Source organism: Rhizobacter sp. OV335, from assembly GCF_900142965.1.
GTDB lineage: Bacteria > Pseudomonadota > Gammaproteobacteria > Burkholderiales > Burkholderiaceae_C > Rhizobacter.
Genome location: NZ_FRCQ01000015.1, coordinates 26,532 through 51,273, shown reverse-complemented (window position 1 = coordinate 51,273; position 24,742 = coordinate 26,532). Strand labels below are relative to the sequence as shown.

The window sequence follows — 24,742 nt, the reverse complement described above, 5'->3', positions numbered from 1 at the left end:
TGATCCTCAAAACTGGGTCAGGCCGCCGTCGACCACGAGTTCCGTGCCGGTCGTGTATGACGAGTCGTCGCTGGCGAGGAACAGCACGGTCTTCGCGAGTTCCGCGGCATCGCCGAAGCGCTTCAGGCCGATCTTCTGCGTGACGCCGGCGGCGACCTCCGACAGCACGTTGTCGGGCAGGCCGATCTTGCTGTAGAAGGGTGTCGCGATGGCGCCCGGGCTGACCGCGTTCACGCGGATGCCGCGCGGCGCCAGTTCTGCGCCCAGGGTGCGAACCAGCGAGCGCGCCGCAGCCTTGGTCGCTGCCAGGATCGACAGGCCCGCGAAGCCGATCGTGTTCAGGAACGACGTCGTCACGATGATGCTGCCGCCCTGGGCCATCACCGGCGCCGCCTTCTGGATCGTGAAGAACGTGCCGGTGAAATTGAGCGCGAGGTTGTCGGCAACGTACGCTTCCGTCACCGCCTCCAGCGGAGCGACCGTGGTCGCGCCGGCGTTGGCGAACAGGACGTCGATGCGACCGAACCTGGCGCGCGTCTCTTCGACGGAACGCTCGATGTCGGCCACCTTGCGGATGTCGGCACGCACCAGCAGCGCCTTGCCGCCGAGTTGGTTGCCGGCCGCGGCCAGGCGCTCTGCGTTCGAGCCGACCAGCACCACCTGGGCGCCCTCGGCCTGGAACAGCTTCGCGGTTTCCAGGCCGATGCCCGACGTGCCGCCAGTGATGAATGCAACTTTGTTCTTGAGCTTCATTTCAGGTAGTTCCCATGGTTGAGTTGAGTGACGAAGGAGACGTTTCGGTCGATCACTTCGCATGGGATGAATCATGTGTCTCGCCACTCGGAAGCGGAATGAGCTGAATGCGAGCAACATCTGCTCGGGAAACGGCGAGATGGTGAACTCGTCGAAGACTGATGCGGCGGTCAGCGGGACGTCGAGCGCTGGGCCAGGTGGCGATACACGGTGCTGCGATGAACGCCGAGGCGCTTTGCGGCCGTGGCGACGTTGCCATGGCACGCCGACAGCACCTGGTCGATGGTGTTCTCGACGACGTCCGAGAGTGCGGGCTCGACCTCGACGAGGTGGTGCTGCGGATCCTGCGCCGTTGTCGCAACGAAGCGATCCGGCAACTGGTCGACGCCGAGGGTGTCACCTTCGTCGGCCAGCGCAACCATCGCGCGCAGCACGCTGTTGAGCTCTCGCACGTTGCCGGCCCACGCATGCGCGTCGAGCCGGTCGAGCGCCGCCCGGTCGATGGAAAGCCGCTTCGCTTGCGCCAGCTGGCCGAACAGGCGCTCGATGAGGGCGCGCCGGTCGCGCCGCTGGCGCAAGGGCGGCACGGCCACGCGGTAGCCGTCGACGCGGTAGAGCAGGTCGGCCCGGAAGGCCCCGGCCGCGCTCATCTGCTGAAGATCGCGGTGAGTGGCGCAGACGAGGTCGAAGTCGACGCGGATGCCCGGCCCGCCACCGAGCGGCACGACGGTGCGCTCCTCGAGCACGCGCAGCAGCCGCGTCTGCAGCAGCAGCGGCATGTCGCCGATCTCGTCGAGGAACAGCACGCCGCCCGACGCCTCGCGGATGCGCCCCGGCATGCCGCGCCGGCGCGCGCCGGTGAAGGCGCCGGCCTCGTAGCCGAACAGCTCGGCCTCGATCAAGGTCTCGGGGAGCGCGGCGCAGTTGACCGCGACGAACGGTCCCTTGCTGCGTCGCGAGGCGTGGTGGAGCGCACGGGCGAACACCTCCTTGCCGCTGCCCGTCTCGCCGGTGACCAGGATCGGCAAGCCGCCATCGAGGACCTTGCACGCGAGCTTCAGCAACGGGGCGACATCGTCCATCGCGGGATGCACCTCGGCCACGCGCGCCGCAGGCGGCCGGCTCGGCGTGCGCCAGCTCGCGCCGCGAGCCGCGCGCTCGACCGTCGCGGCGATCTGTCGGCCGTCGGGCAGCGTCAGCAGGCCTGCCCGGCTTTCGAGCTGGGACCAGCGCATGCCGATCAAGGCCTCGACGGATTGATCGAGCAGGCCGCCCCAGGCGGTGCCGAGCAGTCCGAGCGCGACCCGATTGGCCGCGACGATGCGGCCGTCGTCGATGACGACCAGCCCCTCGCGCGCGGTGCCCAGCAGGCCGGGCTTGGCGTGGAAGCGCAGCAGGTGGCCGCTGGCTTGCGCGAGCATCAGCCGGTGCTCGACCTGCTGCGCCGCCATGCGCACCAGGCCCAGCGTGTGGTCATTGACCTGCGCCGCCTCGCCCGAGATGTCGATCACGCCGGCGATCTCGCCGCGGCCGGTGAAGATCGGCGAGGCCGCACAGCCGATCGCGCCGTTCTGCGGCAGGAAGTGCTCGCCGCCCAGCACCATCAGCGACTGGCGTTCCAGCAGCGCGGTGCCGATGGCATTGGTGCCGCGGCTCGTTTCGGACCACTCGACGCCAGGCGCGAGCGCGATGCGCTGCGCCTTCGGCAGGAACTCGGGGCTGCCGATCTCCTCGAGGATCAGGCCCGACGGGTCGGTGAGGATCACGACGCAGCCGGCGCTCAACGCGTGCTCGGCCAGGCCGTCGAGCTCGGGCTGCGCGCACGCCAGCATCTGCATCGATTGCTCGCGGCGTTCGCGCAGGTGTTGCAGCAGCACCGGTTCCGGCTCGACCACCGCCTGGTCGACGCTGCGGCAGCGTCGCCACGAACGGGAGATGTGCGGAGCCATGCCCTCGGCATCCGACAGGTCTCGGCCCTGCATGAAGAACAGATCGCGGGCGTGCTCGATCCGCAACGAAAGCGCCTGCGCCTCTTTCATGCCTGTCTCCGATCTCTGTCTTCGATCTTGCTGGCGTGTCGCAGCACGCGACATGCCTCGCGACATCGTCGCACGGATGTGTCGCAGATCGCGAATCCCGACCTGCGCGTCCGGTTGTGACATGCGCGGTGATGTCAACGGTGCAGCCGCTCCGATCGATGCCGAGGCGCGGGTTCGGGTAAGCACCGACCCGATCGGGTACGTGCGTTGCAGACCTTGCCCTGCGGCATCGCAGTGGGCGACGCCGACCACACCCAGATCGGAGACGCAAAGATGGACAAGCTCGACCCTGGCAAGTTCGGCACCCCGGTGGCCTTCAAGAAGCGCTACGGCAACTACATCGGCGGCGAGTGGACGGCGCCTTCCGGCCGCCAGTACTTCGAGAACATCACGCCGGTGACCGGCCTGCCGTTCTGCGAGATCCCGCGCTCGACCGCCGAAGACATCGACCGCGCACTCGACGCCGCGCACAAGGCGAAGACGGCCTGGGGCAAGACCTCGACGACGGAGCGCGCCAACCTGCTGAACAAGATCGCCGACCGCATGGAGGCCAACCTGCCGATGCTGGCCGCCGCCGAGACCTGGGACAACGGCAAGCCGATCCGCGAGACCACGGCCGCCGACCTGCCGCTGGCCGTCGACCACTTCCGCTACTTCGCGTCGGCGATCCGCGCGCAGGAAGGCGGCATCAGCCAGATCGACAACGACACCGTGGCCTATCACTTCCACGAGCCGATCGGCGTGGTCGGCCAGATCATCCCGTGGAACTTCCCGATCCTGATGGCGGTGTGGAAGCTGGCGCCGGCGCTGGCCGCCGGCAACTGCGTGGTGCTGAAGCCGGCCGAGCAGACGCCGGTGTCGATGCTCGTGCTGCTGGAGACGGTGGCCGACCTGCTGCCGGCCGGCGTGCTCAACGTCGTCAACGGCTTCGGGCTGGAGGCGGGCAAGCCGCTCGCGTCGAGCAACCGCATCGGCAAGATCGCCTTCACCGGCGAGACCACCACCGGTCGGCTGATCTCGCAGTACGCGAGCCAGAACCTGATCCCGGTGACGCTGGAGCTGGGCGGCAAGTCGCCGAACGTGTTCTTCGCCGACGTGATGGAGAAGGACGATGCCTTCTTCGACAAGGCGCTCGAAGGCTTCGCGATGTTCGCGCTGAACCAGGGCGAGGTCTGCACCTGCCCGTCGCGCGCGCTGGTGCAGGACTCGATCTACGACCGCTTCATGGAGCGCGCGATCCAGCGCGTGGCGGCCATCAAGCAGGGCAGCCCGCTCGACCCGTCGACGATGATCGGTGCGCAGGCCTCGAGCGAGCAGCTGGAGAAGATCCTGTCGTACTTCGACATCGGCCGGCAGGAAGGCGCCAAGGTGCTGATCGGCGGCGAGCGCAACATGCTGCCCGGCCAGCTCGAAGGCGGCTACTACGTGAAGCCGACCGTCTTCGAGGGCCACAACAAGATGCGCATCTTCCAGGAGGAGATCTTCGGGCCGGTGGTGTCGGTCACGCGCTTCAAGGACGAGGAAGAGGCGCTGTCGATCGCCAACGACACGCTGTACGGGCTCGGTGCCGGCGTGTGGAGCCGCGACATGAACACCGCCTTCCGCATGGGGCGCGGCATCCAGGCCGGGCGCGTGTGGACCAACTGCTACCACCACTACCCGGCGCATGCGGCCTTCGGCGGCTACAAGCAATCGGGCATCGGGCGCGAGAACCACAAGATGATGCTCGACCACTACCAGCAGACCAAGAACCTGCTGGTGAGCTACAGCGAGCACAAGCTCGGGTTCTTCTGAGATGGAAGCGAGCGCCGAAGTCCTGCGCGTGACGGCCACCGACGCGGCGCTCGAACTGATCGAGCGGCTGCAGGTGAAGCACGGCCCGCTGATGTTCCACCAGTCGGGCGGTTGCTGCGATGGCAGCTCGCCGATGTGCTACCCGCACGGGGAGTTCATCGTCGGCGACTACGACCGCCTGCTGGGTCACATCGGCGGCATGCCGTTCTACATCAGCGGGCCGCAGTTCGAGTACTGGCAGCACACGCAGCTGATCATCGACGTGGTGCCGGGACGGGGCGGCATGTTCTCGGTGGAAGGGCCGGAGGGGCTGCGCTTCCTGACCCGCTCCAGGCTCTTCACCGACGAAGAGTGGGCGGTGCTGGACGACGCCGAGCCGCAGCGGCCATGAGCTGCGGCCGACGGGCGAAACCCGTCGGTCGCCAGCTCGATGGATTGCCTTACTTGCCGGTCTCCGCGTAGGCGAGACGCGCCGCCGTGTGGGCCTTCAATCGCTCCGCGGCGCCGGGCTTCCTGAGCTTCACGTCGCGCTTGGCGCGGTGAACGTTGTCGCGGAGAACATGCAGTCTCGCTCGATTGCGCTGTGCTTGAATGGCCATTCGTTTCTCCAGTGGTGAACTTGCAGGGTAACTCACCGTCGTTCGGCACTTCGGTTCGGTACTTGTCCTACGGCGCAAGCCGTTGCGCTCCTATGGCAGGCGCTGCCGGGGTTTTCGATGATCGCCGCATGGCCATCGCAACGTCGAAGAACGGCGCCCCTTCCGCCGAACCCTCCCCGGGCAGGAAGCCATCGTGGTGGAAGACCCTCGGCCCCGGCCTGATCACCGGCGCGGCCGACGACGACCCGAGCGGCATCGCCACCTACACCCAGGCCGGCGCCCAGTTCGGCTACGGCATCGGCTGGACGGTGCTGCTGACCTTTCCGCTGATGGTCGGCATCCAGCTCGCGAGCGCGCGCATCGGCCGCATCACCGGCAAGGGCCTGACCGAGAACCTCGCCAAGCTCTGCCCCGCGTGGCTGGTGAACGGACTGGTCTCGCTGCTCGTCGTCGCCAACGTGATCAACCTCGGGGCCGACCTGAACGCGATGGCCGACGCGCTCGCGCAGGTGCTGGGCGGCCCGGCCGCGCCCTATGCGATCGGGTTCGGCCTGCTGTCGCTCGGGCTGCAGGTGTGGCTGCCGTACCAGCGCTACGTCGGCATCCTGAAGTGGTTGACGCTGAGCCTGTTCGCCTACGTCGGCGTGGCGTTCGCGGTGCACGTCGACTGGCGCACCGCACTGCACGGCGCGCTGCTGCCCCAGATCCGCTGGAGCAAGGACTACGTGACGACCATCGTCGCGATCCTGGGCACCACGATCAGCCCCTACCTCTTCTTCTGGCAGGCCGCCCAGGAGGTCGAGGAGATCCACCGCGTGGCCGCAGACCAGCCGCTGCTGCGCGCGCCGGCCCAGCGCGCGGCGCAGTTCAAGCGCCTGCGCCTCGACACGATCGCCGGCATGGGTTTCTCGAACCTGATCGCGTTCTTCATGATCGTCGCGAGCGCGGCCACGCTGCACCAGCAAGGCATCAGCCACGTCGAGACGACGACCCAGGCCGCGCAGGCGCTCAAGCCCATCGCCGGCAACTTCGCGTTCGTGCTGTTCGCGGCCGGCATCATCGGCACCGGCCTGCTGGCGCTGCCGGTGCTCGCCGGGTCGGCGGCCTACGCGGTGGCCAGCGTGGCGCGCGTGCGCAAAGGGCTGGACCAGCCGCTGCACCTCGCCAAGGCCTTCTACGGCATCCTGGCCGCGGCGATGGCGGTGGGCGTGTGCATCAGCATCGCCGGCTTCAACCCGATGAGTGCGCTGTACTGGTCGGCCGTCGTCAACGCGGTGATCGCGGTGCCGATCATGGTGGGCGTGATGATCGCGTCGTCGACGCCGAAGGTGATCGGCACGATGCCGCTGGGCCGGGTCTGGCGCGTGCTGGGCTGGGGCGCGACCGTCGTGATGGCCGCCGCCAGCGTGGCCATGCTCGTGGCCTCGGTCCTCTGACAGGCGAGGCGGCGCGGTGGCCGAGTCCCGGGTCGCGATCTACGGTGCGATTGCCGCCAACGTGGCGATCGCGATCACCAAGTTCAGCGTCGCCGGCATCACCGGCAGCTCGGCGATGCTGTCGGAAGGCATCCACTCCGGCGTCGACACCTTCAACGGCGTGCTGCTGCTGGTGGGCCTGCGCCTGAGCCGGCGGCCGGCCACCGAGGAGCACCCCTTCGGCCATGGCAAGGAGCTGTACTTCTGGAGCCTGATCGTCGCCGTGCTGATCTTCGGGCTGGGTGGCGGCATCTCGTTCTACGAGGGCGTGCAGCATGTGCGGAACCCGGTTCCGCTGAAGGATGCGGGCTGGAACTACGTGGTGTTGGCGCTGGCCTTCGTCTTCGAGGGCACCAGCTTCCTGGTCGCGTTGCGCCAGTTCATCCGGGAGGCGGGCAAGACGCCGTTCTGGGAGGCCTTGCACCGCAGCAAGGACCCGACCACCTACACCGTGCTGGCCGAGGATGCCGCCGCGTTGGTCGGGCTGCTGATCGCGGCCGCCGGCATCGGGCTCAGCCATCGGCTCGACATGCCCGAGCTGGATGGCGTGGCCTCGATGCTCATCGGCGTGCTGCTGTCGGGCGTGGCCGTGCTGCTGATTGCCGAGTCTCGCGGCCTGCTGATCGGCGAGGGCATCCGGCCGGAGACCGCCCGTGCGATCCGCAAGCTCGCGCTGTCGCATCGCGGCGTGAGCGGTGTCGGGCGCATCCTGTCGATGTACATCGGTCCCGATGAGGTGCTCGTCACGATGGACATCGACTTCGCCGCCGGCGTCAGCGCGGCGGAAGCGGCTGCCACCACCACGGCCTTGCAGAGCCAGGTGCGCACGGCGTACCCGACAATCAAGCGCTTGTTCATCGAAGCTGCCGCCATGCCATTGCCCAGCACCACAGAGCCCGGCTCTGCCACGCAATGACCGCCCGCCGCCCGATCGCCGGGTGCGTCGAAGTCCGCGGCGCCCGCGAGCACAACCTGAAGAACGTCGATGTCGACATCCCGCGCGACGCGCTGGTGGTGTTCACCGGCGTGTCCGGCTCGGGCAAGTCGTCGCTGGCGTTCGGCACGCTCTATGCCGAGGCGCAACGCCGCTACTTCGAATCGGTCTCGCCGTATGCACGCCGGCTGATCGACCAGGTCGGCGTGCCGGCGGTCGACTCGATCGAAGGCCTGCCGCCGGCGATCTCGCTGCAGCAGCAGCGCGGCACGCCGAACGCGCGCTCGTCGGTCGGCAGCGTCACCACGCTGTCCAGCTTGGTGCGGATGCTGTACTCGCGCGCCGGCAGCTACCCGCCGCGCCAGCCGATGCTCTACGCCGAGGACTTCTCGCCCAACACGCCGCAAGGCGCCTGCCCAGAATGCCACGGCCTCGGGCGGGTGTTCGAGGTGAACGAGAAGACGATGGTGCCCGACGATTCGCTGACCATCCGCGAGCGCGCCGTCGCCGCATGGCCCACCGCGTGGCAGGGGCAGAACCTGCGCGACATCCTGGTGACGCTCGGCCACGACGTCGACACGCCGTGGCGAGACCTGCCGAAGAAGGTCCGCCACTGGATCCTCTTCACCGATGAACAGCCGACCGTGCCGGTCTACGCCGGCTTCACGCCGGCCGAGACGCGTGCGGCGCTGCGGCGCAAGGCCGAGCCGAGCTACCAGGGCACCTTCATCGGCGCACGCAAGCACGTGTTGCAGACCTTCGCGACCACGCAGAGCGCGCTGATGAAGAAGCGCGTGGCCCGTTTCATGGTGGGCAGCCCGTGTCCGCTGTGCCGTGGCAAGCGGCTCAAGCAGGAGTCGCTGTCGGTGACCTTCGCCGGGCGGGACATCGGCGAGCTGTCGCAGATGTCGCTGGACGACGTGGCGCGCGTGCTGGCATCGGCCGCGCCCGACCTGCCGGAAGAAAAGCGCATCGCGGCGCAGCGCATCGCCGCCGGCCTGGTGGCGCGGATCGCGGCGCTGCAGCGGCTCGGCCTGGGCTACCTGTCGCTCGACCGCAGCACGCCGACGCTGTCGCCCGGCGAACTGCAGCGCTTGCGGCTGGCCACGCAGATCCACTCGAACCTGTTCGGCGTGGTGTACGTGCTCGACGAGCCTTCGGCCGGGCTGCACCCGGCCGACAACGAGGCGCTGATGCAGGCCCTCGATCAGCTGAAGCAATCGGGCAACTCGATCTTCGTCGTCGAGCACGACCTCGACGTGATGCGGCGCGCCGACTGGCTGGTCGACGTCGGCCCCGATGCCGGCGCGCAAGGTGGGCGCGTGTTGTACAGCGGGCCGCCTGAAGGCTTGCGGCAGGTCAGTGGGTCGCACACGGCGCGCTACCTGTTCGAAGAGCCGTCGACCGGCAAACGCCCGACGCGCGCCGCGGCGGACTGGCTGGTACTGCAGGGCATCGAGCTGAACAACCTCGCGGGCGTCGACGTGCAGTTTCCGCTGCGCTCACTGACGGCGGTCACCGGTGTCTCGGGGTCCGGCAAATCGAGCCTGGTGACGCAGGCGCTGGTCGGGCTGGTGAATCAGCACCTGGGCGACGAACCGCCTGCCGCCGACGAAGACGCCGACACGCTGCAACTGGATGGCGCCGTCCAAGGCAAGGGCCGCATCGTGACGGGCCTGCAAGGCATCAAGCGGCTGGTGCAGGTCAACCAGCGGCCGATCGGCCGCACGCCGCGCTCCAACCTAGCCACCTACACCGGCCTGTTCGACCATGTTCGCAAGCTGTTCGCCGGCACCGCGGCGGCACGGTCGCGCCGCTTCGATGCCGGGCGGTTCTCGTTCAACGTGGCCAAGGGGCGCTGCGCGACCTGCGAAGGAGAAGGCTTCGTCAGTGTCGAGCTGCTCTTCATGCCGAGCGTCTACGCCCCGTGCTCGACCTGCCACGGCGCGCGGTTCAACGACGCGACCTTGAAGGTGCGCCTGCGCGACAAGACCATCGCCGACGTGCTGGGCATGACGGTCGACGAGGCGCACGCCTTCTTTGCCGATGACACAGCCGTCGCCCAGCCGTTGGCCTTGCTGAGCGACATCGGCCTGGGCTACCTCCGGCTGGGCCAGCCTGCCACCGAGCTGTCGGGTGGCGAGGCGCAACGCATCAAGCTGGCCACCGAGCTGCAGCGCGCACAGCGTGGCGATGCGCTCTACGTGCTCGACGAGCCCACCACCGGCCTGCATGCCGCCGATGTCGATCGCCTGATGAAGCAGCTGCAGCACCTGGTGGAACGCGGCAACACCGTCATCGTCGTCGAGCACGACCTGCGGGTCATCGCCGATTGCGACTGGGTGATCGACATGGGGCCGGGCGGAGGCGCGGCGGGCGGCCGCATCGTTGGCAGCGGAACGCCACAGGATCTGGCCGCGAGCACCGAGAGCCGGACGGCGCACTACCTGCGGCAACGAGCGGGAACCCAGGGGTCGTCGAAGATCAATCGGGTTGGTAGGTCAGCGTGATGAAGGCCGACCGCGGGATCTCGCTGATGGAGGCGAAGCCCTGGTACTCGACGTGCCCGCGGTTGAAGGCGTCTCGAACGCCGAAGGTCAATTGGAAATCCGCGCTCGCTTTCCAGTTCAGCACGACGTCCGTTGCCGTGTAGGCGGGGATCAGCGGCGCAGGAAGTTCGCCCACATGGCGCACCGAGAGGCTCATGTCCATGTGGTCGCCCAGGCGGTGCAGCGACCTCAGCGACCATTGCGAGCGGGCGTCATTGCCGAGGTTGCTCGGGCCCGTCGGATCGGTGCTGCCGGGTTCGAGGCGCAGGTTCTTGTCCAGCCACAAGCCACCCAGGTCCAGGCGCCAGATGGCGGCGGGCTGCCAGCTTCCCCACGCTTCGATGCCGCGCACCTGGCCCTTGATCCGGTTCTCCAGCTCGATCGATGACCCGACGAACTCCCCACTGCGCAACCGGTGGTAGTCCTGCACGAAGCCGGTGATGGACAAGGACGTGCTGGAGCTCCCCTGAACCCTGTAGCCCAGTTCGGCCACGTTGGCGATCTCGGAATCGAAATTCGGACCCCCGGCGAACACGTAGGGCGGCTTGGGCGGCGCAAAGATGTCCCGGTCGAAGCGCGCAGGCGACCGGACAGCTCTCGACAGCGCGGCCCAGACCAGGCCGGCGTCAGGCAGCTTCCACCCCAGACGTGCGCTGGGCAGCGCCTCCCACCCGGTGTAGGCGTTGCGCTCCATCCGCAGGCCCAGGGTCAGCGCGACCTCATCGGTCAAGCCGATCTGGTCCTGGGCGAAGGCGCTGTACCACTCGAGCTGCCGCTCGGTCGGCTGAAAAGAAAAGATCAGGCCCGGTTCGGAGCGCGACGAGGCGTGCCGGTAGCCCGCGCCGGCAAGCCATTGGTGCACGCCGTCGACACGCAGGAATTTTCCTTCGACGTCGACAATGTCGGCCTTCTCCTGCAACAGGTACTTGTCCGTGCGCTTGGTGCGATCGACATACGCTTGGACGTCGAACTCGCTGTTGCGCGCCAGTTGCCGGGTCCATTGCCCCCGCACATTGCTGCCCGACAGATCGACGGCGCCGGCAACCGGCCTGTCATCCGTGGTGCCGGTGTAGGCATTGGCATCGATCGCCACAGCATCGCCGTGCTGCTTCCAGTCGGCTCTCAAGCCGGCGAAGGTTCCGGACGATGCATCGCCCTGATCGCCTCCGTTGCGCAACTCGCTGGCGTCGCGCTTGAAGCTCCTGACGTTGCCTCGCACCGCAAGGCTGTCCGAGAGGCTCGATCCGAACCGGACCATGGCCGATCTTTCCAGCGTGCCCGCGGTGGCAGAGGCCAGGACCCCTTGCGTCTTCGCGGCCGGCAGCGTGACCACGTTGATGACGCCGTTGACCGCGTTGGTTCCCCAGGTGGCGCCGGCCGGACCGCTGATGACCTCGATGCGATCGATGTTGCCGGGGACGAAGTCCTGAGCGTCCCAGAAGACGCCGGAAAACAGGGGCGAGTAGATGGTGCGGCCATCGACCATCACCAGCAGCTTGTTGGAAATGTTGCCGTTGAACCCCCGGGCGGAGACGGCGTATTGCCTGGCATCGATGGCGGCGACTTGCAGGTTGGGAGCCAGGCGAAGTGCCTCGGGCAGCGACAAGACACCGGCGCGGCGGATCTCGTCCCCGCTGATCACGTAGATCGACGCGGCCGCCTCCGACAAGGGCTGGTCGCGCCGCGACACGGACGAGACCGTGACGTCGCTCAATTCCTCGAGGCTCAGGCTCAGCAAGCCGTCGCCCGCGCGATCGGCAGCCGACGCGGCCGAGGTGGCGGTCAGCAGGCAGACGCCCCATGCGAGGGCCGCGGCAGCGCCCACGGCCATCCCCTGCAGGGATCCAGATTTCATGAGCGAGGCTCGCATGGCATCCTCTCCTCGAAAAATGCCGGGGCACGCAGGCTCGACAGGCCCGCCGGGACCCCCTACTCTAACGGGATGGTTTTCCGCCGAGTCCTGCTGCGTCGAGCGTTGGAACTGGGCGTCTCGATGCTGCCGCTGGCTTGCGCGGTGGCGCAAGGCATCAGGTTCGCTGGAGAGACCCAGATCAAGGCCGCGTATCTCTTCAAGTTCCTGGCCTTCACCGAATGGCCGGCGCGGGCGTTCGACGGCCGGGAGGCGCCGCTCGTGATCGGCGTCATGGGCTCGGAGGCGCTCATGAAGGAGCTTTCGCAGACGGTCGCCGGTCGGACCGTCGCCGATCGCGTGGTGTCGGTTCGCGAACTGCACGCCGGCGATTCGACGACGGGCTTGCATGTGCTGTTCGTGGGGCGAGCCGCTGCGCACCGGCTGAACGCCGTTCTCGCCGCCGCCAAGGGTCAACCACTGCTGACGGTGGGCGAGGCCGAGGATGGCCAGCCGCAGGTCGTCGCGATCAACTTCGTGGTGGTCGACGAGAAGCTGCGTTTCGACATTCTTCCCTCCGCGGCGGAGCTGGCCGGCCTGAAGATCAGTTCTCGCCTGCTTGCCGTGGCTCGCAAGGTTTCTACGGGCTCTTGACGATGAAGCAGGCCCGATCGCTGCGCACGAAATTGATGGCGGTCGTCCTGTTGACGACCTTCGTTGCGTTGACGACGGCGCTGGTGGCCATGGTGGCGTACAACCTGCGCGAATACCACCGCGGCTCGATCGCCGACCTTCGGACCCAGGCCGAGCTTCTGGCCAGCACGATCGCGCCGGCACTGGCCTTCGATGATCCGAAGGTCGCGACCGAGAACCTGGCGCTGATGCGTTTTCGCAGCCAGGTCCGGGCGGCGGCGGTCTATGACGCGTCGGGCAAGTTGTTCGCGAGCTGGGCCGACAAGCCGGAGGGGGCGCGTTTCCCGGTGCGTCCGGGCTCCAGTGGAGAACTGGTGGAAGGCCGTGACCTGCTGGCCTGGCGGCCGATCGTCAGGGGCGGCGAACTGCTCGGCACCGTCTACCTGCGCGCCGACTACGCGCTGGTCGAGCGGATGATCGACTACGCCGGCATTGCGCTGTCGGTCGCCGCACTGGCGATGCTGCTGGCCTGGGCGCTGACGCGCCGGCTGCAGAGCATCGTGACACGGCCGATCCTGGCCATCGCGAGCGTGGCGCGCGAGGTCGTGCTGGCGCGCGACTACTCGCGGCGCGCGCAACGCATCAGCGACGACGAGGTCGGCACCCTCGTCGATTCGTTCAACCGGATGATGGACGTCGTCGAGCAGCACGCGATGGAAGGCCAGCAGGCGCTCCTGAAGATCGAGCTGGAGGTCGAGCACCGGCGCGAGGCGCAAAAGGAGGTCATGCGCTTCAACGAGCAGCTCGAACAGCGTGTGGGCGAGCGCACCGCCGAACTCGAAGCGTCGAATCTGGAGCTCGCGCTGGCGACTGAGGCGGCCGAGAAGGCGAATCGAGCCAAGTCGGAGTTCCTGTCCAGCATGAGTCATGAGCTGCGAACGCCGCTGAATGCTGTCCTCGGCTTCGGGCAGCTGCTCGAAGCGAACTCGCAAGCGCTGCCCGATGCCAAGCGTGTCGAGTTCACGCAGCAGATCCTGAAGGCGGGCCGGCATCTGCTGAACCTCATCAACGAGATCCTCGATTTGGCGCGCATCGAATCGGCCAACATGATGCTGTCCCTCGAGCCGGTGGGGCTGGCCGAGATGCTGCGGGAATGCGAAACCATGATGGAGCCGTCCGCGAACCAGCGCGGCATCCGGATGTCGTTCCCGCAGCAGGTGTCGCTGAGCGTGATCGCCGACCGCACGCGGCTGAAGCAGGTGCTGTTGAACTTGCTGTCCAACGCCGTCAAGTACAACCGGGACGGCGGGGCCGTGGTCGTCGAGTGCGGGCTGGCGGAGCCGAACTGGATCTGGCTCTCGGTGACCGACACCGGACGTGGCTTGCAGCCGGATCAGGTCGCCGCGCTGTTCCAGCCCTTCAATCGCCTGGGGCAGGAGGCGAGCAACGTCGAGGGGACCGGCATCGGCCTGGTGGTGACCAAGCGCCTGGTCGAGATGATGGGAGGGCAGGTCGAAGCGAGCAGCAAGCCGGGCAGTGGCAGCACCTTCCTGATTCGGTTGCGGGCGGCGGAAGCGGTGTCGCCGCAGTCCGCACCGTCGGACATCGCGCATCCCCGGGCGCAGGCCGCCGCGCTTCGCACGAGCGCCGTACCGCTGCTGCTGCATGTGGAGGACAACCCGGCCAACCTGCAGCTCGTCAGCGAGATCGTGGCGCTGCGGGGTGACATCGAACAGATCTCGGCGCCGGACGCCCAGCTGGGGATCGAGCTGGCGCGGGCGCACCTTCCGCAGATCATCCTGATGGACATCAACTTGCCAGGGCTGAACGGCAGCGATGCATTTCATGTGCTGAGTTCGGATCCGCGAACGGCGCACATCCCCGTCATCGCGGTGACAGCCAATGCGATGGCGGGCGACGTGGCCCGCGGCCTGGCGGGCGGCTTCTTCCGCTACATCACCAAGCCGATCGCCGTGGACCAGCTGAACGAGGCCATCGACAGTGCGCTTGCGTTCGTCAACCACCGTTCTTCGTAGGGCTCACGCCGACATCGGCGCCGCGCGCGACTTATTGAGGGCCGCGACGAACTGCGGCTGGAAGCTTCGCGTGGCACCGTTCGGGAATTCGATGGTGACGCTGAGCGCGTCGGCCGCCTTCACCGTGCCGACACCATGGCGACGCGTGCGCACCGGTTGACCGAGCGCGAACGCGGGCAGCTCGATCTGCGGCGGCGGCTGCGCGTCGTCCGGTGCTTCAGCCTCTGCGGCTTCATGGCGGGCCAGGCGCGCGCAGTTGTCGCAGCTGCCGCAACGCGGGTGTTCGGCCGAAGGCTCGAAGTGCGCCAGCAGCAGTTGCCAGCGGCAGCGCCCGCTCTGCGCGTAGGCGACCATCGCTTCCAGCGAGGCCCGGTCGCTCTCGGCTTTGTGACCGTAGCGCTCGGCGATGTTCACCAGGGCGGCGAGGTCGACGGGTGCCGTGGGATCGATGAGATCGTGCTGGCGCAGCACGTTCAACGCGACCTCAAGCTTGCGCCGCGGGCGCTCGATGGCATCGAGCGCGGTGTCGAGTTCGGCCTCGTCCCACGGCCCCTGGCGGGAGCGCAGCAGCTGCAGCACGGCCTCGAAATCCTGCAGCTGCGGGTAGCGGCCCGACAGGAAGAACTGCTGGACGGAGCGGTCGCTGTCGGAGAAGAGCAGCGTGCACTCGGCAGGCAGGCCGTCGCGGCCGGCACGGCCCGACTCCTGGTAGTAGGCGTCCAGGCCGGGCGGAATCTGGTGGTGCAGCACGAAGCGGATGTCGGGCTTGTCGACGCCGAGGCCGAAGGCGTTGGTGGCGACCATCACGCGCACGCGGCCGTCCATGAAGGCGTCCTGCTGCTCGTGGCGCTGGCTGGCGGAGAGGCGGCCGTGGTAGAGGCCGACCGATTCATCGGCGGCTTGCAGCGCTTCGAAGACCTCTTGTGCAGCCTTCACGGTGGCGACGTAGACCAGGCCGCAGCCTTCGGTCGCGCGCGCCAGGGCGAGCAGGCGCGCGAGCTTGTCTTCGGCACGGCCGATGGCCTCGGCGCGGTAGTGCAGGTTGGCGCGGTAGACGCCGGTGCCGATGACGCCGGCGCGCGGGATGTCGAAGAGCTCGACGATGTCGTCGACGACACCCTGCGTGGCGGTGGCCGTGAGGGCCAGGACGGGAGGGCGGCCGAGGGCGTCGCGCAGGCTGCCGAGCTGCAGGAAGGCGGGCCGGAAATCGTGGCCCCATTGCGAGATGCAGTGGGCCTCGTCGATGGCGAGCAGCGAGACGCCGCGCGCGGCGAGGCAGGCGCAGAAGTCAGCGTCGGCCAGGCGCTCGGGGGTGGTGAAGAGGATCAGCGGGTCGTCGGCGACCAGGGCCTGCTCGGCGCGGGCGAGCTCGGCGGCGCTGCAGGCGCTGTGGAACTGCACGGCGCTGATGCCCAGTTCGGCGACGCCGTCGCACTGGTCCTTCATCAGCGCGATCAGCGGCGAGACCACGACGGTGAGGCCGCCGTTGACGACGGCGGGGAGCTGGTAGCACAGGGATTTGCCGGCCCCGGTGGGCAGCACGGCCAGCGTGGAAAGGCGGCGCATCACGCGGTCGATGACTTCCTGCTGTCCGTCGCGCAGGCGCTTCAGGTGGAACTTCTGGCGCAGCGCGCGCTGGATCGGGGCGGTGCTGGGCGTGCTGCGGGGGCGGGGCATGGGGGCTCGTGTCGCGAAGGTGGCGAGGGCCTCACGGTAGGGCTTGTGCAGGGGCAGGGCTGTAGGCGGGGCGCACCGGCGGCAGGTAGGAGAAACACCCGGCGACGATCTGCACGGACGAAGGTTCGGCACGTCGTCAGCCTGCTGGCAAGGGCGCGGCGTGGATTGCCAGTTGCCGGGATGGCGCCAATCACGTCGTCAAACACAGGAGGATGAACGCTCCGAATGCAATCATGTTGAGGTACCAGAAGCCGTTGATGATCTGCAATCCATGGATCGACCGCTTGCCACGGAAGACCTTGAATGACAGCGCCACCAGCAGGGGTGGTGCCACCAAGATGACGAGGAAGATTGCCAATCTTGGCTGCGCGCACCGAGAGGCGCTGCCTTGAGAGTAGACGTAGGCCGCCAGCAAGCCAATGACGACTCCGTGCAACGAGCCGGCGATGCGCCTGGCCACCGAGGCCGACTTCGGAGCTGCAAAAAGGTAGACACCGCTGATGACGCTGGGGACTGCCGCGATAGCAAGCAACAGAAGAAGATATTGGGGATGGATCGGCATCAGTGGGTCCCGGAACAGGGCAGCTCGAAAGCAAGCTTCAGCAGTCAGTCGATTCTGCACTGCGCGAAGGTCGAGTCTCCTGCGAGAATCAACCACGGCTCCTCGGCCGGCATCGCCTATTGCCATGACAGTCAAGCGAATGGACAACGTCCTGATCGTTGTCGACGATCTCGAAGCGGTGAAGGCGTTCTTCATCGAGTTGGGCCTCGAGCTCGAGGGCCAGGCCACGGTTGAAGGGCCTTCTGTCGGGAGTCTCATCGGGCTTGGAGACGTCCGGGCCACCCTCGTGATGCTGCGGACTCCCGATGGGCAGGGAATTGAACTGGACAAGTTCCACACGCCAAACGCAATCAGGTTCGGGCCCGTGGACGCGCCAGTGAACGCTTTGGGTCTTCGTCGCGTCATGTTTGCCGTCGATGGCCTTGATGCTGTCGTTGCGCGGATGCTGGCTCGCGGCGCAGAACTCATTGGCCAGATGCAGTACGAGACGTCGTACCGGCTCGCCTATATTCGTGGGCCTGAGGGCATCATCGTCGGGCTTGCCGAGCAACTCGGCTGAGGGGGCGGGCGCAGTCGGCCAGTGGCATGGCGCGCGGATCGTGGGCCTGTTGTGCGCGTCAGGCGGATCACGCCAAGGATGTTGGTCTCCATCAAGACCCGTCGACGTGCTCCTGCGCCTGCAGCGCCGCGCGCAAGGCCAGCGCGCCCTTGCCGATGAAGAAGAGCACCAGCACGTGGAAGCCGACCGGCATCCAGTCGGCTGCGAACAGGTACAGCAGCGCATCGAGTGCGTACACCACACCGCCCACGTAGAAGGCCCGCATGCTGCCGCGTTGCGCCATCAGGCCCATCGCGAAGAAGAAGGCCAGCACCAGCGCGTCGAGCACCAGGCCGGCGACCATCAGCCCGGAAAACAGCGCGTCGATGAAACTGGTGATGCCCAGGCCGACGACGAAGTTGGTGTCACTGCCCGAGTGCTGCATGCCGACGTTCACCGCCGACAGGCCGGCGATCCACCAGAACCAGCGCGCACCGGACTGGACGAGCGGCATCGATTCGGCGAGCGCACGCGGCGTCAGCGGAACGGCCGGGGCAGGTGCTGGGGCAACAACGGGTGCGTGGTCGGTGGCAACGGCAGGCGTGCCGGCGGGTTCGGTCATGGGGTCCTCCTCGTGGGCGGCCTCGTCGGGCCGCAATCCGCGACGATAACAAAGCTGCACATATCGCAGCCGGATGCGCTACGTCGCCGCAGGGGACCCGAACCAGGTGGTCAATGCATCGACGAGCCCGAACCGAGCGGTGTCTCCGACCCAAGCCACGTGGCCGTCGGGCCGAATCAACACCGCTGTGGGCGCAGTGACCACCCCGAGTGCCGGAAGCTCCCACGTGCCAACGCACTTCGCGTCGACGAGCTGAACCCGATCTGCCCACGCAGCGATGTCAAGGCTACCGGGCTCACCGAGGTTGAGCAGGACGGGTCGGGCATCACGCAACAGGGTGGAGACCCGCAGCGGGCCGGTCGCGGCGACCAGGTCGAGATCGGGCATGCGGCGTCCGAGCAGCGGGTGGCCCTTGCCGAGGTCGTAGTGAATGTCCAGGCCCGACATCTCCGCAGCGATTCGTTTGCGCGGCTCCTCCATCTTGAGGAGGTCACCCACGATGCCGCGGACGGCCAGTGTGCGGTCGTCTTCGCGGTGCAGTGCAACCTGCGCCATCGTGGTCTTGAGCACGCGCGCACCGACCGGGTGACGCTCGGCGTGATACGTGTCGAGCAAGCTGTCCGGTGACGTCCCCTTGATCACCTGCGCCAGCTTCCACCCGAGGTTCACCGCATCCTGCACGCCTGTGTTGAGCCCCAGCCCGCCGATCGGCGAGTGAACATGGGCGGCGTCGCCGGCGAGCAACACGCGTCCACGGCGATACTGCGCGGCCTGTCGCGTCATGTCGGTGAACCTGGAGATCCAGGTCGGGCTGTGGACGCCATAGTCGGTGCCGCACGCGGCGATGAGCAGTTCCTTGAGATCGCGCAGCGTCGGCTCGGTGCTTGCACGCGTGTTCGGTTCGGTCACCATGACGCCGATCGGGCCGACATCCTTGTAAGTGATTTCGCTGCCCTTGATCTCGTACTCCGACCGCCCGAAGGCGTACGTCCCGGCAGGCGACCGATGCACCCCGTACGGAGGCTTTTCCGTCATCTCCACTTCCGCGAGGATGTTGCTCGTGGTCGGATCCCAACCCGGGAAGTCAATGCCCGCCGTCTTGCGTACGAGGCTGCGTCCACCATCGCACCCGACGAGATATTGCGACCTCAGTGACCGACCGTCGGCGAGTGCGACGTCGACACCGGTGTCGTGCTGCACGAATCCCGTGATGTCGCGGCCGTAGAGAATGGGCACCTTGAGCTCGGTGACCCAAGTGGCCAGGATGCGCTCGATGTGCTTCTGCCGCAGCGCAAGCCCGTAGTTGTGGCGGGTCGGGAAATCGCTGATGTCCAGACGGGTGACGGCGAAGCCCGTGACCTGCGCGATTTGTCCCGCCGAGAGGAATCGATCCGCGATGCCGCGCTGGTCGAGTACTTCAATGGTTCGCGAGGAGATTCCCAGGGCGCGCGCACCGGAGAGTTCTTGATCGGGCCGGCGCTCGACGACGGCGACGTCCACGCCCGCCAGCGCCAATTCACCTGCCAGCATCAGCCCCGTCGGGCCTCCGCCGGCGATCACCACCGCGTGCTCGGTCATCGTTCGTGTGCTCCCAGATCAGGCATGGGCCGCTTCAGTCGAGAGTGTTGTGTTGGACGCATCAGTGCGGCAGGGAGCGCAGGAAGTCCGCGATGCGCTGCCAGGTCAATTCTGACGCGTGTTCGTCATGGTCTGGCAGGCTGGCGTCCGTGTAGAAGTGACCGGCGTTCGGATAGGTGAAAACCTGGGCTTGCGCGCCTCTGCGACTCGCAGAATCCCGCCACGTTGCCACCGCGGCGGGCGGCGCGAATTCGACATCCAGGGCGCCCACGTGGACCTGCAGGGGAAGGCCGGGGCGAGCCGTGTCCGGAATGTCAGCCAGAGCGTGAAGCATCAGCGCGCCTGCCGTTTGCCTTCGCTCTGGCAGCAGCGTACCAACCACACCGACGCCCATGGACAGGCCAGCCAACACTGCGTCGGCCGGAAGAGGCTGCACCGAGCGGCGGGCGCGTTGCGTGATGACGTTCCAGCCGATCTCGCGCATCAGCGGGAAGCCCTCCTCATGGCTCGTCGCGGTGCGCCCTTCGTAGAGGTCCGGTGTAACGACTTCATGACCATGACTGCGCAGTCGCTGCGCCGCCTGCAGCTCCACCGACCGCAGTCCGAGCATCGAGTGAAATAGCACGACAAAAGGCATGGCCAATGGTAGATCAGGGTAGACCGTAGCCGGCCAGGAGCGAACCATTGCGGCCGACGGCTCTCGGGATGGATGGCGCCACGCCATCGTGCACTTGAGATGAGACACTCCGCTCGATGAGCCTGACGTTCTCGATTGACTCGCTGCACTCGGATGCCTTTGATCCGTTCGCAGCCTACCTCGCCGATCATGTCGCCGACAACGGCCGCGACGGGATGCCGCTGTTCCAGCCGCTGGCCCGAGCGGAGTCGCGTTTCGACGGCGAACGGGCGCGGACCTTCCGGGACGCACTCGACGTGCCCATGTCCGAGCCAGGATGGCGACGTGCCTGGGTTGCGCGCCACCTGGCCGACGGCCGCATCATTGGCCACATTGATCTGCGCGCCCGGGCTGAAGCCCATACGACGCACCGCTGCATTCTGGGCATGGGCGTCGACCGTGCGCGGCGCGGCACGGGTGTCGGCGCCGCACTTCTGGCGCATGCACGCGATTGGGCGACGTCGCAGACGGCGCTCGACTGGATCGACCTGCAGGTTCTGTCATCCAACGATCCGGCGATCCGCCTCTATCAGCGCTCGGGTTTCATCGATACAGGACATCTCGTCGACTTGTTTCGCATCGAGGGACGGTCGATGGGATTCCGATCGATGGCGCTGAGGCTTGTGCGCGACGGCCATTGAGCTGGGCCGTTCTCTGGAAGCGACGCGTCCGACGTCGGGTTTCGGTCGCTCAGAGAGCAGCCATTGGTGCCGCGACTCACGACCGCGTATCCACCGCGATCCAGTTGATCTCCCACGTCACGCCGCCATCGGCCGAGAACGCCTGCTCGAACCGGCAGCTGTCGGCGCTGGTCGACTCGATGACGAAGCGCACGAGCACGGGCCGGCCATTGAATTCCTCCGCGCTGTAGAACACGCCGCGCGCGGTGCCGCCGAATCCGCCTGTCATCGGGATGGCGAGCGTGCCGGATGCGGCGTTCGAGAAGTTGAGCGTCCACCGCTTGAGCGTCGTGTCGAAGAGCCGCAGCGAGAGCCCCTGGATCCGCCCGGCGGATCCGGAGACGTCGAGTTCGGCGAGGTTCGCGCGACCGCCCAGCACCGGGCTCACGACGGTTGTGCCCGCGTACTCCGCCCAGGCCTCGGACCCGCTCAGCGGCTGCAGGCGGCGCCGCAGCAGCGTGTGCCAGCGGCCGTGCTCGAAGTCGAAATCATGCGGCGAGCCGACGGGTGTCGCAGCGATGGCCCGCGCGATGTCGACCGGTGCAGTCGAGGGCGGCGCCGGCACGGCGCAGGCGCCGAGGAGCGCCAGCAGACCGGCGATGCCGTGCGAGATCGAACGAGTGGGCAGCTGGACCATGGTTGCGAGGCCTCCGGCGGTGAGGGTGACTACACTGGGGCGCACTCTAGCCAGCACCATGGACACCGCCAAGAAGGCACCTGGAGGTAACCGTCCGCGCGTTGCACGTGCCAACGCGATCCCGGGCTGCGCGCTGACGGCTGCGCTGGCCGCCATCGGCGGGCGCTGGAAGCTCTTCGTGGTGTACCGGCTGTCAGACGGCCCGCGGCACTTTGCCGCGCTGCGGCGCAGCCTGCCGGACGTGTCGGCCAAGGTGCTGGCGCAACAGCTGCGCGAGATGCAGGCCGATGGCCTCGTGAGCCGGGAGCGCAGCGGGCCGGTGCCGGCCGTCGTGCACTACGCACTCACGTCGCATGGGCGCTCGGTGCTGCCGGTGGCGGAGGCGATCCGCCATTGGGGCATGGCGCATCAGGCTGCGCATGCAGGGCAGGGCCCGGTGGATGGCGTGGTCGATGCGCGTGCGGTGTGCGATGTCGATGCAGGTCTGCCTCGAACGTCGGGTCTGTGATCGGACCTTGAAGGTCCAGTTCTCAAGAGAAGACATCGTCACTCCGCCCCAGTCTGCCACCTCCAGCGCGGGAATCACGGTCGGCGCTCGCACGGCGTGCGGGCGATGAAAAGGGCCACGGCAAGCGACAGTGCCGACGTCGTCAACATGACGCCCAGCACGGCAACGCGAGCGTTCGATGCATTGACGACCCAGCCCGAGAGAAACGCGATGATGCCGGCGCCGGTCACGGTCACGGCTGCGGCCAGTCCCGAGGCCGCGCCGGCCAGCTTCGGCCGCAGCGACAGCACTTGCGCATTGGCCACCGGCATCGTCAGCCCGTTGCCCAGTCCCACGAACACGCAAGGGCCGAAGAAGGCGAGCGGATGCGCCCAGCCTGCCGCGGCAAGCGCCAGTCCCGCGAGCAGGCCGATGGACGTGAGCGCGCGGCCCACGAGGATGATCCCGGTGGCCGCATGGCGTGCGCCGATGCGCCCGACCATGTAGCTGCCGATGATGAAGCCGGCAGGAACCATCCCCATGTGAAGGCCCAGCGCCGTGCTCGATGTTTCACCCAGCTGAGTCGCCACCAGGGGCGCTCCGCCCAGAAAGACATACAGCGTGCCGATGGCGAAGGCCATGCAAAGTGAATACGCCCAGAACTGCATCGAGCGGCTCAATTCAGAATAGCCCCTCAATTGCAGCGCGATGGACTGCGTGCGATGGTGGTTCGTTTCCTTCAAATGGAATGCCACCAGGTAAAGCCCCGCGAGCCCGAGTGCTGCGAACGCGATGAAGTTGGCGCGCCAGCCGAAGTGGGCATCGAGCACTCCGCCGAACGTGGGTCCGATCATCGGCGCCACGGCCCATGCCGACGAGACATAGCCGATCCGGCTTGCGGCCTGGCCCTCGAGGGACGTGTCTCGAATGGCGGCGAGCGACACGACGTATCCGGCGATGACGCTGCTCTGGAGCAACCGGCACCCCAGGAAGGTGACGATGTCGTTCGCCAGGCTGCAGCCGATCGATGCCATCGTGAAGATCGCCAGCGCGAGCAGCGCGACGGGCTTGCGCCCGAACCAGTCGGAGAGCGCGCCGGCGATCAAGTGCGTGACGGCGGTGGCCACCGCATACCCCGCGATGGCAACATTGACGAGCGCGAAGTCGGCGTGGAGATCCCTGGCGATGTTCGGCAACGACGGCACGAACATGTTGATGGGCAGGACGGCCAGCGCGGAAAGGGGAATCAGGACCGAAAGGCGAGGGGAGGCCTGTGATGGCATGGCGGCTCAACTCCGTGGATGGACCGAGGGGCGGAGGGCCGTGCGGTAGGCGCGGCCTGGGTCTGCTCGTGCTGGGTCAAACAGGAGTCATGCGCCATCGGGCCTGGTGAGGCCGGCGACGTGAAGACGGGCAGCTGGTCAGCTGCCCGGGTGGGGCGATGTTAGCGAACCGGCGAGCGGCCGTGTGCCGTCAGGCCGGGCTCGATCGCAGCCCGTAGGCCTTGTCACCCACGAAGAGGTACTCGACCCGCATCACCGCGTCGCCCTTTTCATCGGCACCGGTGTAGCCGATAGCGGAGACGCGCGCACCCGGGCGGATCTCGGCGACCTTCCAGGCCTCCATGCGGGTGAGCGGGGCGAGCTCCAGCTCCCAGCGGCGGTCGCTGCGCTTGGGCAGCGTGGCCTTGGCGAGCAGGGCGGGGCCGTCGACGGCGGCACTCTGCGCCGGCAGCGTGCGCCGGGCCAGGTCGGCCGGCAGCTTGAGGCCGGCGGGCAGCTCGATGATCAGTTCGGCAGGGCGATGGCGGCGAGAACGGCGAACTGGCGGCGGCTCAACGGCATGGCGGTCTCCGGTGGGTGAAGAAGATGAACGAAGCGGGTGGTGGCGGCTGGCGGCACCAATAGGCGATCCAGCGTCCGCACACCACCACGGCGAGCCAGAGGCCAGTGGACACCAGCATCTGTAGCCGCGCCGCCGAGTCGAGTTTGCGCAGCGAGCCGCGCAGATGGAACGCGGCGGCGTTGAGCCCGGCGAGCGCCAGCAGGCCCATCTTGACGATGAAGGCTCGGTTGGCGAGCAACTCGTCAGGCTGCGTGGCGAACATCAGCAAGCCGCTCGCGGCCGCGAGCGAGAAGCCGGCGAGTGCCAGCGTCAGCGACAGCCGGGCCAGGGCGGGGACGGGCAGGGCAGGGCAGCGGCGCGGCCGAACACGCGCACCTCGAGTGCGATCAGGTTGCCCAGCAGCAGCGCGATGCCGACGATGTGCACGACCTCGAGCGCGGGGGTAGGCCCAGGCGGTGGTCTTCAGGAAGGTGAACATGAGCCTTCAGATGTCGGGGCCGATCAAGTCGCCGAGCGACAACACGGACAACACCGATGGCGCTTCGCCGCCAATGCCGGTCGCCGGCTTGGCCAACTCCTTTCGATAGGCCTTCTGGGCGGCCTCCGCTCGTTCCTGGCGTTCGCGCGCAAACAAGGTTTCCAGTTCCGCCTCAGACAGAACCATGTCCTTGGGAAGTTGGCGATCGCAACGTTCGCACTTTGGGTGGCGATTCGTCAGCACGACGAATCCGCAGTGGGGGCACTTCGCGGGAACCACTTGAATTGGCATGGCACGTCTC

24 protein-coding genes are annotated in these 24,742 nt (G+C 67.6%); 10 read left to right on the top strand and 14 right to left on the bottom strand.

Annotation, left to right across the window (positions count from 1 at the left end; translation table 11 throughout):
* Positions 1-6: 6 nt before the first annotated feature.
* Together BUE42_RS16770 and BUE42_RS16765 are read right to left on the bottom strand one after the other, a co-directional pair.
* Complete coding sequence (locus tag BUE42_RS16770; RefSeq protein WP_073466255.1) at positions 7-753, bottom strand: SDR family oxidoreductase; 747 nt, start codon at positions 751-753, stop codon at positions 7-9.
* A 170-nt stretch (positions 754-923) separates the two neighbouring features.
* A complete protein-coding gene (locus tag BUE42_RS16765; RefSeq protein ID WP_073466253.1) occupies positions 924-2,792 on the bottom strand; it encodes a sigma-54-dependent Fis family transcriptional regulator in 1,869 nt (622 codons plus the stop codon).
* Positions 2,793-3,065: 273 nt separating this feature from the next.
* Between BUE42_RS16765 and adh the strand changes: the two genes are divergently transcribed.
* Complete coding sequence (gene adh / locus BUE42_RS16760) at positions 3,066-4,586, top strand: aldehyde dehydrogenase (RefSeq protein ID WP_073466420.1); 1,521 nt, start codon at positions 3,066-3,068, stop codon at positions 4,584-4,586.
* A 1-nt stretch (position 4,587) separates the two neighbouring features.
* Complete coding sequence (locus BUE42_RS16755) at positions 4,588-4,977, top strand: DUF779 domain-containing protein (protein ID WP_073466251.1); 390 nt, start codon at positions 4,588-4,590, stop codon at positions 4,975-4,977.
* A gap of 49 nt (positions 4,978-5,026) precedes the next feature.
* On the opposite strand, the gene BUE42_RS33035 is transcribed toward BUE42_RS16755, so the two are convergent.
* Positions 5,027-5,185, bottom strand: a complete 159-nt coding sequence (locus BUE42_RS33035) for a hypothetical protein (RefSeq protein ID WP_159445436.1) — start codon at positions 5,183-5,185, stop codon at positions 5,027-5,029.
* 128 nt (positions 5,186-5,313) lie between these two features.
* Here BUE42_RS33035 and BUE42_RS16750 point away from each other — a divergent pair, with 128 nt between their 5' ends.
* The 3 genes from BUE42_RS16750 to uvrA are packed head-to-tail and all read left to right on the top strand — an operon-like array spanning position 5,314 to position 10,104.
* Positions 5,314-6,621 carry an NRAMP family divalent metal transporter gene (locus BUE42_RS16750; RefSeq protein ID WP_073466249.1) on the top strand — a complete coding sequence of 436 codons (1,308 nt, stop codon included), beginning with the start codon at positions 5,314-5,316 and terminating at the stop codon, positions 6,619-6,621.
* A 16-nt stretch (positions 6,622-6,637) separates the two neighbouring features.
* The gene (locus BUE42_RS16745; protein ID WP_073466247.1) at positions 6,638-7,576 is read left to right on the top strand and encodes a cation diffusion facilitator family transporter; all 939 of its coding nucleotides are present in this window, start codon (positions 6,638-6,640) and stop codon (positions 7,574-7,576) included.
* Positions 7,573-10,104 carry an excinuclease ABC subunit UvrA gene (gene uvrA, locus BUE42_RS16740; RefSeq protein ID WP_073466246.1) on the top strand — a complete coding sequence of 844 codons (2,532 nt, stop codon included), beginning with the start codon at positions 7,573-7,575 and terminating at the stop codon, positions 10,102-10,104. The genes BUE42_RS16745 and uvrA overlap by 4 nt, the downstream gene beginning before the upstream one ends.
* Here the strand turns inward: uvrA and BUE42_RS16735 are convergent.
* Positions 10,079-12,013 (bottom strand): TOL_0244 family TonB-dependent receptor, encoded by a 1,935-nt coding sequence (locus BUE42_RS16735; protein WP_083614207.1) that lies wholly within the window; start codon positions 12,011-12,013, stop codon positions 10,079-10,081. The two genes, uvrA and BUE42_RS16735, sit on opposite strands and share 26 nt — an antisense overlap.
* 105 nt (positions 12,014-12,118) lie before the next feature.
* On the opposite strand from BUE42_RS16735, the gene BUE42_RS16730 reads away from it, so the two are divergent.
* Positions 12,119-12,646, top strand: a complete 528-nt coding sequence (locus BUE42_RS16730) for a TOL_0243 family YfiR-like periplasmic protein (RefSeq protein WP_073466244.1) — start codon at positions 12,119-12,121, stop codon at positions 12,644-12,646.
* 2 nt (positions 12,647-12,648) lie between these two features.
* Positions 12,649-14,661 carry a sensor histidine kinase, YfiR-like protein-associated gene (locus tag BUE42_RS16725; RefSeq protein WP_073466243.1) on the top strand — a complete coding sequence of 671 codons (2,013 nt, stop codon included), beginning with the start codon at positions 12,649-12,651 and terminating at the stop codon, positions 14,659-14,661.
* 3 nt (positions 14,662-14,664) lie between these two features.
* Here the strand turns inward: BUE42_RS16725 and BUE42_RS16720 are convergent, their stop codons facing one another.
* Complete coding sequence (locus tag BUE42_RS16720; protein ID WP_083614205.1) at positions 14,665-16,338, bottom strand: RecQ family ATP-dependent DNA helicase; 1,674 nt, start codon at positions 16,336-16,338, stop codon at positions 14,665-14,667.
* Positions 16,339-16,528: 190 nt separating this feature from the next.
* On the bottom strand, positions 16,529-16,900 hold the full coding sequence (locus tag BUE42_RS16715) for a hypothetical protein (RefSeq protein WP_073466242.1): 372 nt from the start codon (positions 16,898-16,900) through the stop codon (positions 16,529-16,531).
* A 124-nt stretch (positions 16,901-17,024) separates the two neighbouring features.
* Between BUE42_RS16715 and BUE42_RS16710 the strand changes: the two genes are divergently transcribed.
* Positions 17,025-17,459, top strand: coding sequence for a VOC family protein (locus tag BUE42_RS16710; protein ID WP_073466241.1), 435 nt, complete (start codon positions 17,025-17,027; stop codon positions 17,457-17,459).
* 91 nt (positions 17,460-17,550) lie between these two features.
* Here the strand turns inward: BUE42_RS16710 and BUE42_RS16705 are convergent, their stop codons facing one another.
* From BUE42_RS16705 to BUE42_RS16695, 3 genes are all read right to left on the bottom strand, one after another.
* A complete protein-coding gene (locus BUE42_RS16705) occupies positions 17,551-18,060 on the bottom strand; it encodes a hypothetical protein (RefSeq protein ID WP_143171549.1) in 510 nt (169 codons plus the stop codon).
* Between the two features lie 78 nt (positions 18,061-18,138).
* Positions 18,139-19,638: an FAD-dependent monooxygenase gene (locus tag BUE42_RS16700; RefSeq protein WP_073466239.1), complete on the bottom strand. Its 1,500-nt coding sequence runs from the start codon at positions 19,636-19,638 to the stop codon at positions 18,139-18,141.
* 61 nt (positions 19,639-19,699) lie between these two features.
* Entirely contained in the window at positions 19,700-20,323 is a 624-nt protein-coding gene (locus tag BUE42_RS16695) for a dienelactone hydrolase family protein (RefSeq protein ID WP_073466238.1), read from the bottom strand.
* A 68-nt stretch (positions 20,324-20,391) separates the two neighbouring features.
* Between BUE42_RS16695 and BUE42_RS16690 the strand changes: the two genes are divergently transcribed.
* A complete protein-coding gene (locus BUE42_RS16690) occupies positions 20,392-20,955 on the top strand; it encodes a GNAT family N-acetyltransferase (RefSeq protein WP_073466237.1) in 564 nt (187 codons plus the stop codon).
* 76 nt (positions 20,956-21,031) lie between these two features.
* On the opposite strand, the gene BUE42_RS16685 is transcribed toward BUE42_RS16690, so the two are convergent.
* Positions 21,032-21,631: a hypothetical protein gene (locus BUE42_RS16685; protein WP_073466236.1), complete on the bottom strand. Its 600-nt coding sequence runs from the start codon at positions 21,629-21,631 to the stop codon at positions 21,032-21,034.
* A 58-nt stretch (positions 21,632-21,689) separates the two neighbouring features.
* On the opposite strand from BUE42_RS16685, the gene BUE42_RS32255 reads away from it, so the two are divergent.
* On the top strand, positions 21,690-22,139 hold the full coding sequence (locus BUE42_RS32255) for a winged helix-turn-helix transcriptional regulator (RefSeq protein WP_073466235.1): 450 nt from the start codon (positions 21,690-21,692) through the stop codon (positions 22,137-22,139).
* A 74-nt stretch (positions 22,140-22,213) separates the two neighbouring features.
* Here BUE42_RS32255 and BUE42_RS16675 read toward each other — a convergent pair whose 3' ends face one another.
* From BUE42_RS16675 to BUE42_RS16660, 4 genes are all read right to left on the bottom strand, one after another.
* A complete protein-coding gene (locus tag BUE42_RS16675; protein WP_073466234.1) occupies positions 22,214-23,401 on the bottom strand; it encodes an MFS transporter in 1,188 nt (395 codons plus the stop codon).
* 190 nt (positions 23,402-23,591) lie between these two features.
* Positions 23,592-23,744: a hypothetical protein gene (locus BUE42_RS34305; protein ID WP_200798975.1), complete on the bottom strand. Its 153-nt coding sequence runs from the start codon at positions 23,742-23,744 to the stop codon at positions 23,592-23,594.
* A 208-nt stretch (positions 23,745-23,952) separates the two neighbouring features.
* Positions 23,953-24,441: a hypothetical protein gene (locus BUE42_RS16665; RefSeq protein ID WP_369822972.1), complete on the bottom strand. Its 489-nt coding sequence runs from the start codon at positions 24,439-24,441 to the stop codon at positions 23,953-23,955.
* A gap of 6 nt (positions 24,442-24,447) precedes the next feature.
* Positions 24,448-24,732, bottom strand: a complete 285-nt coding sequence (locus BUE42_RS16660) for a hypothetical protein (RefSeq protein WP_159445435.1) — start codon at positions 24,730-24,732, stop codon at positions 24,448-24,450.
* Positions 24,733-24,742 lie beyond the last annotated feature (10 nt).

Coding starts and splice junctions, on each gene's coding strand:
- adh (WP_073466420.1), top strand. CDS start 3,066: ATGGACAAGCTCGACCCTGGCAAGTTCGGCACCCCGGTGGCCTTCAAG.
- BUE42_RS16735 (WP_083614207.1), bottom strand. CDS start 12,013: ATGCGAGCCTCGCTCATGAAATCTGGATCCCTGCAGGGGATGGCCGTG.
- BUE42_RS16770 (WP_073466255.1), bottom strand. CDS start 753: ATGAAGCTCAAGAACAAAGTTGCATTCATCACTGGCGGCACGTCGGGC.
- BUE42_RS16660 (WP_159445435.1), bottom strand. CDS start 24,732: ATGCCAATTCAAGTGGTTCCCGCGAAGTGCCCCCACTGCGGATTCGTC.
- BUE42_RS16675 (WP_073466234.1), bottom strand. CDS start 23,401: ATGCCATCACAGGCCTCCCCTCGCCTTTCGGTCCTGATTCCCCTTTCC.
- BUE42_RS16700 (WP_073466239.1), bottom strand. CDS start 19,638: ATGACCGAGCACGCGGTGGTGATCGCCGGCGGAGGCCCGACGGGGCTG.
- BUE42_RS16725 (WP_073466243.1), top strand. CDS start 12,649: ATGAAGCAGGCCCGATCGCTGCGCACGAAATTGATGGCGGTCGTCCTG.
- BUE42_RS16710 (WP_073466241.1), top strand. CDS start 17,025: ATGACAGTCAAGCGAATGGACAACGTCCTGATCGTTGTCGACGATCTC.
- BUE42_RS16715 (WP_073466242.1), bottom strand. CDS start 16,900: ATGCCGATCCATCCCCAATATCTTCTTCTGTTGCTTGCTATCGCGGCA.
- BUE42_RS32255 (WP_073466235.1), top strand. CDS start 21,690: ATGGACACCGCCAAGAAGGCACCTGGAGGTAACCGTCCGCGCGTTGCA.
- BUE42_RS16765 (WP_073466253.1), bottom strand. CDS start 2,792: ATGAAAGAGGCGCAGGCGCTTTCGTTGCGGATCGAGCACGCCCGCGAT.
- BUE42_RS16695 (WP_073466238.1), bottom strand. CDS start 20,323: ATGGTTCGCTCCTGGCCGGCTACGGTCTACCCTGATCTACCATTGGCC.
- BUE42_RS16665 (WP_369822972.1), bottom strand. CDS start 24,441: ATGTTCACCTTCCTGAAGACCACCGCCTGGGCCTACCCCCGCGCTCGA.
- BUE42_RS16705 (WP_143171549.1), bottom strand. CDS start 18,060: ATGACCGAACCCGCCGGCACGCCTGCCGTTGCCACCGACCACGCACCC.
- BUE42_RS16685 (WP_073466236.1), bottom strand. CDS start 21,631: ATGGTCCAGCTGCCCACTCGTTCGATCTCGCACGGCATCGCCGGTCTG.
- BUE42_RS16755 (WP_073466251.1), top strand. CDS start 4,588: ATGGAAGCGAGCGCCGAAGTCCTGCGCGTGACGGCCACCGACGCGGCG.
- BUE42_RS33035 (WP_159445436.1), bottom strand. CDS start 5,185: ATGGCCATTCAAGCACAGCGCAATCGAGCGAGACTGCATGTTCTCCGC.
- BUE42_RS34305 (WP_200798975.1), bottom strand. CDS start 23,744: ATGGAGGCCTGGAAGGTCGCCGAGATCCGCCCGGGTGCGCGCGTCTCC.
- BUE42_RS16750 (WP_073466249.1), top strand. CDS start 5,314: ATGGCCATCGCAACGTCGAAGAACGGCGCCCCTTCCGCCGAACCCTCC.
- BUE42_RS16690 (WP_073466237.1), top strand. CDS start 20,392: ATGAGCCTGACGTTCTCGATTGACTCGCTGCACTCGGATGCCTTTGAT.
- BUE42_RS16720 (WP_083614205.1), bottom strand. CDS start 16,338: ATGCCCCGCCCCCGCAGCACGCCCAGCACCGCCCCGATCCAGCGCGCG.
- uvrA (WP_073466246.1), top strand. CDS start 7,573: ATGACCGCCCGCCGCCCGATCGCCGGGTGCGTCGAAGTCCGCGGCGCC.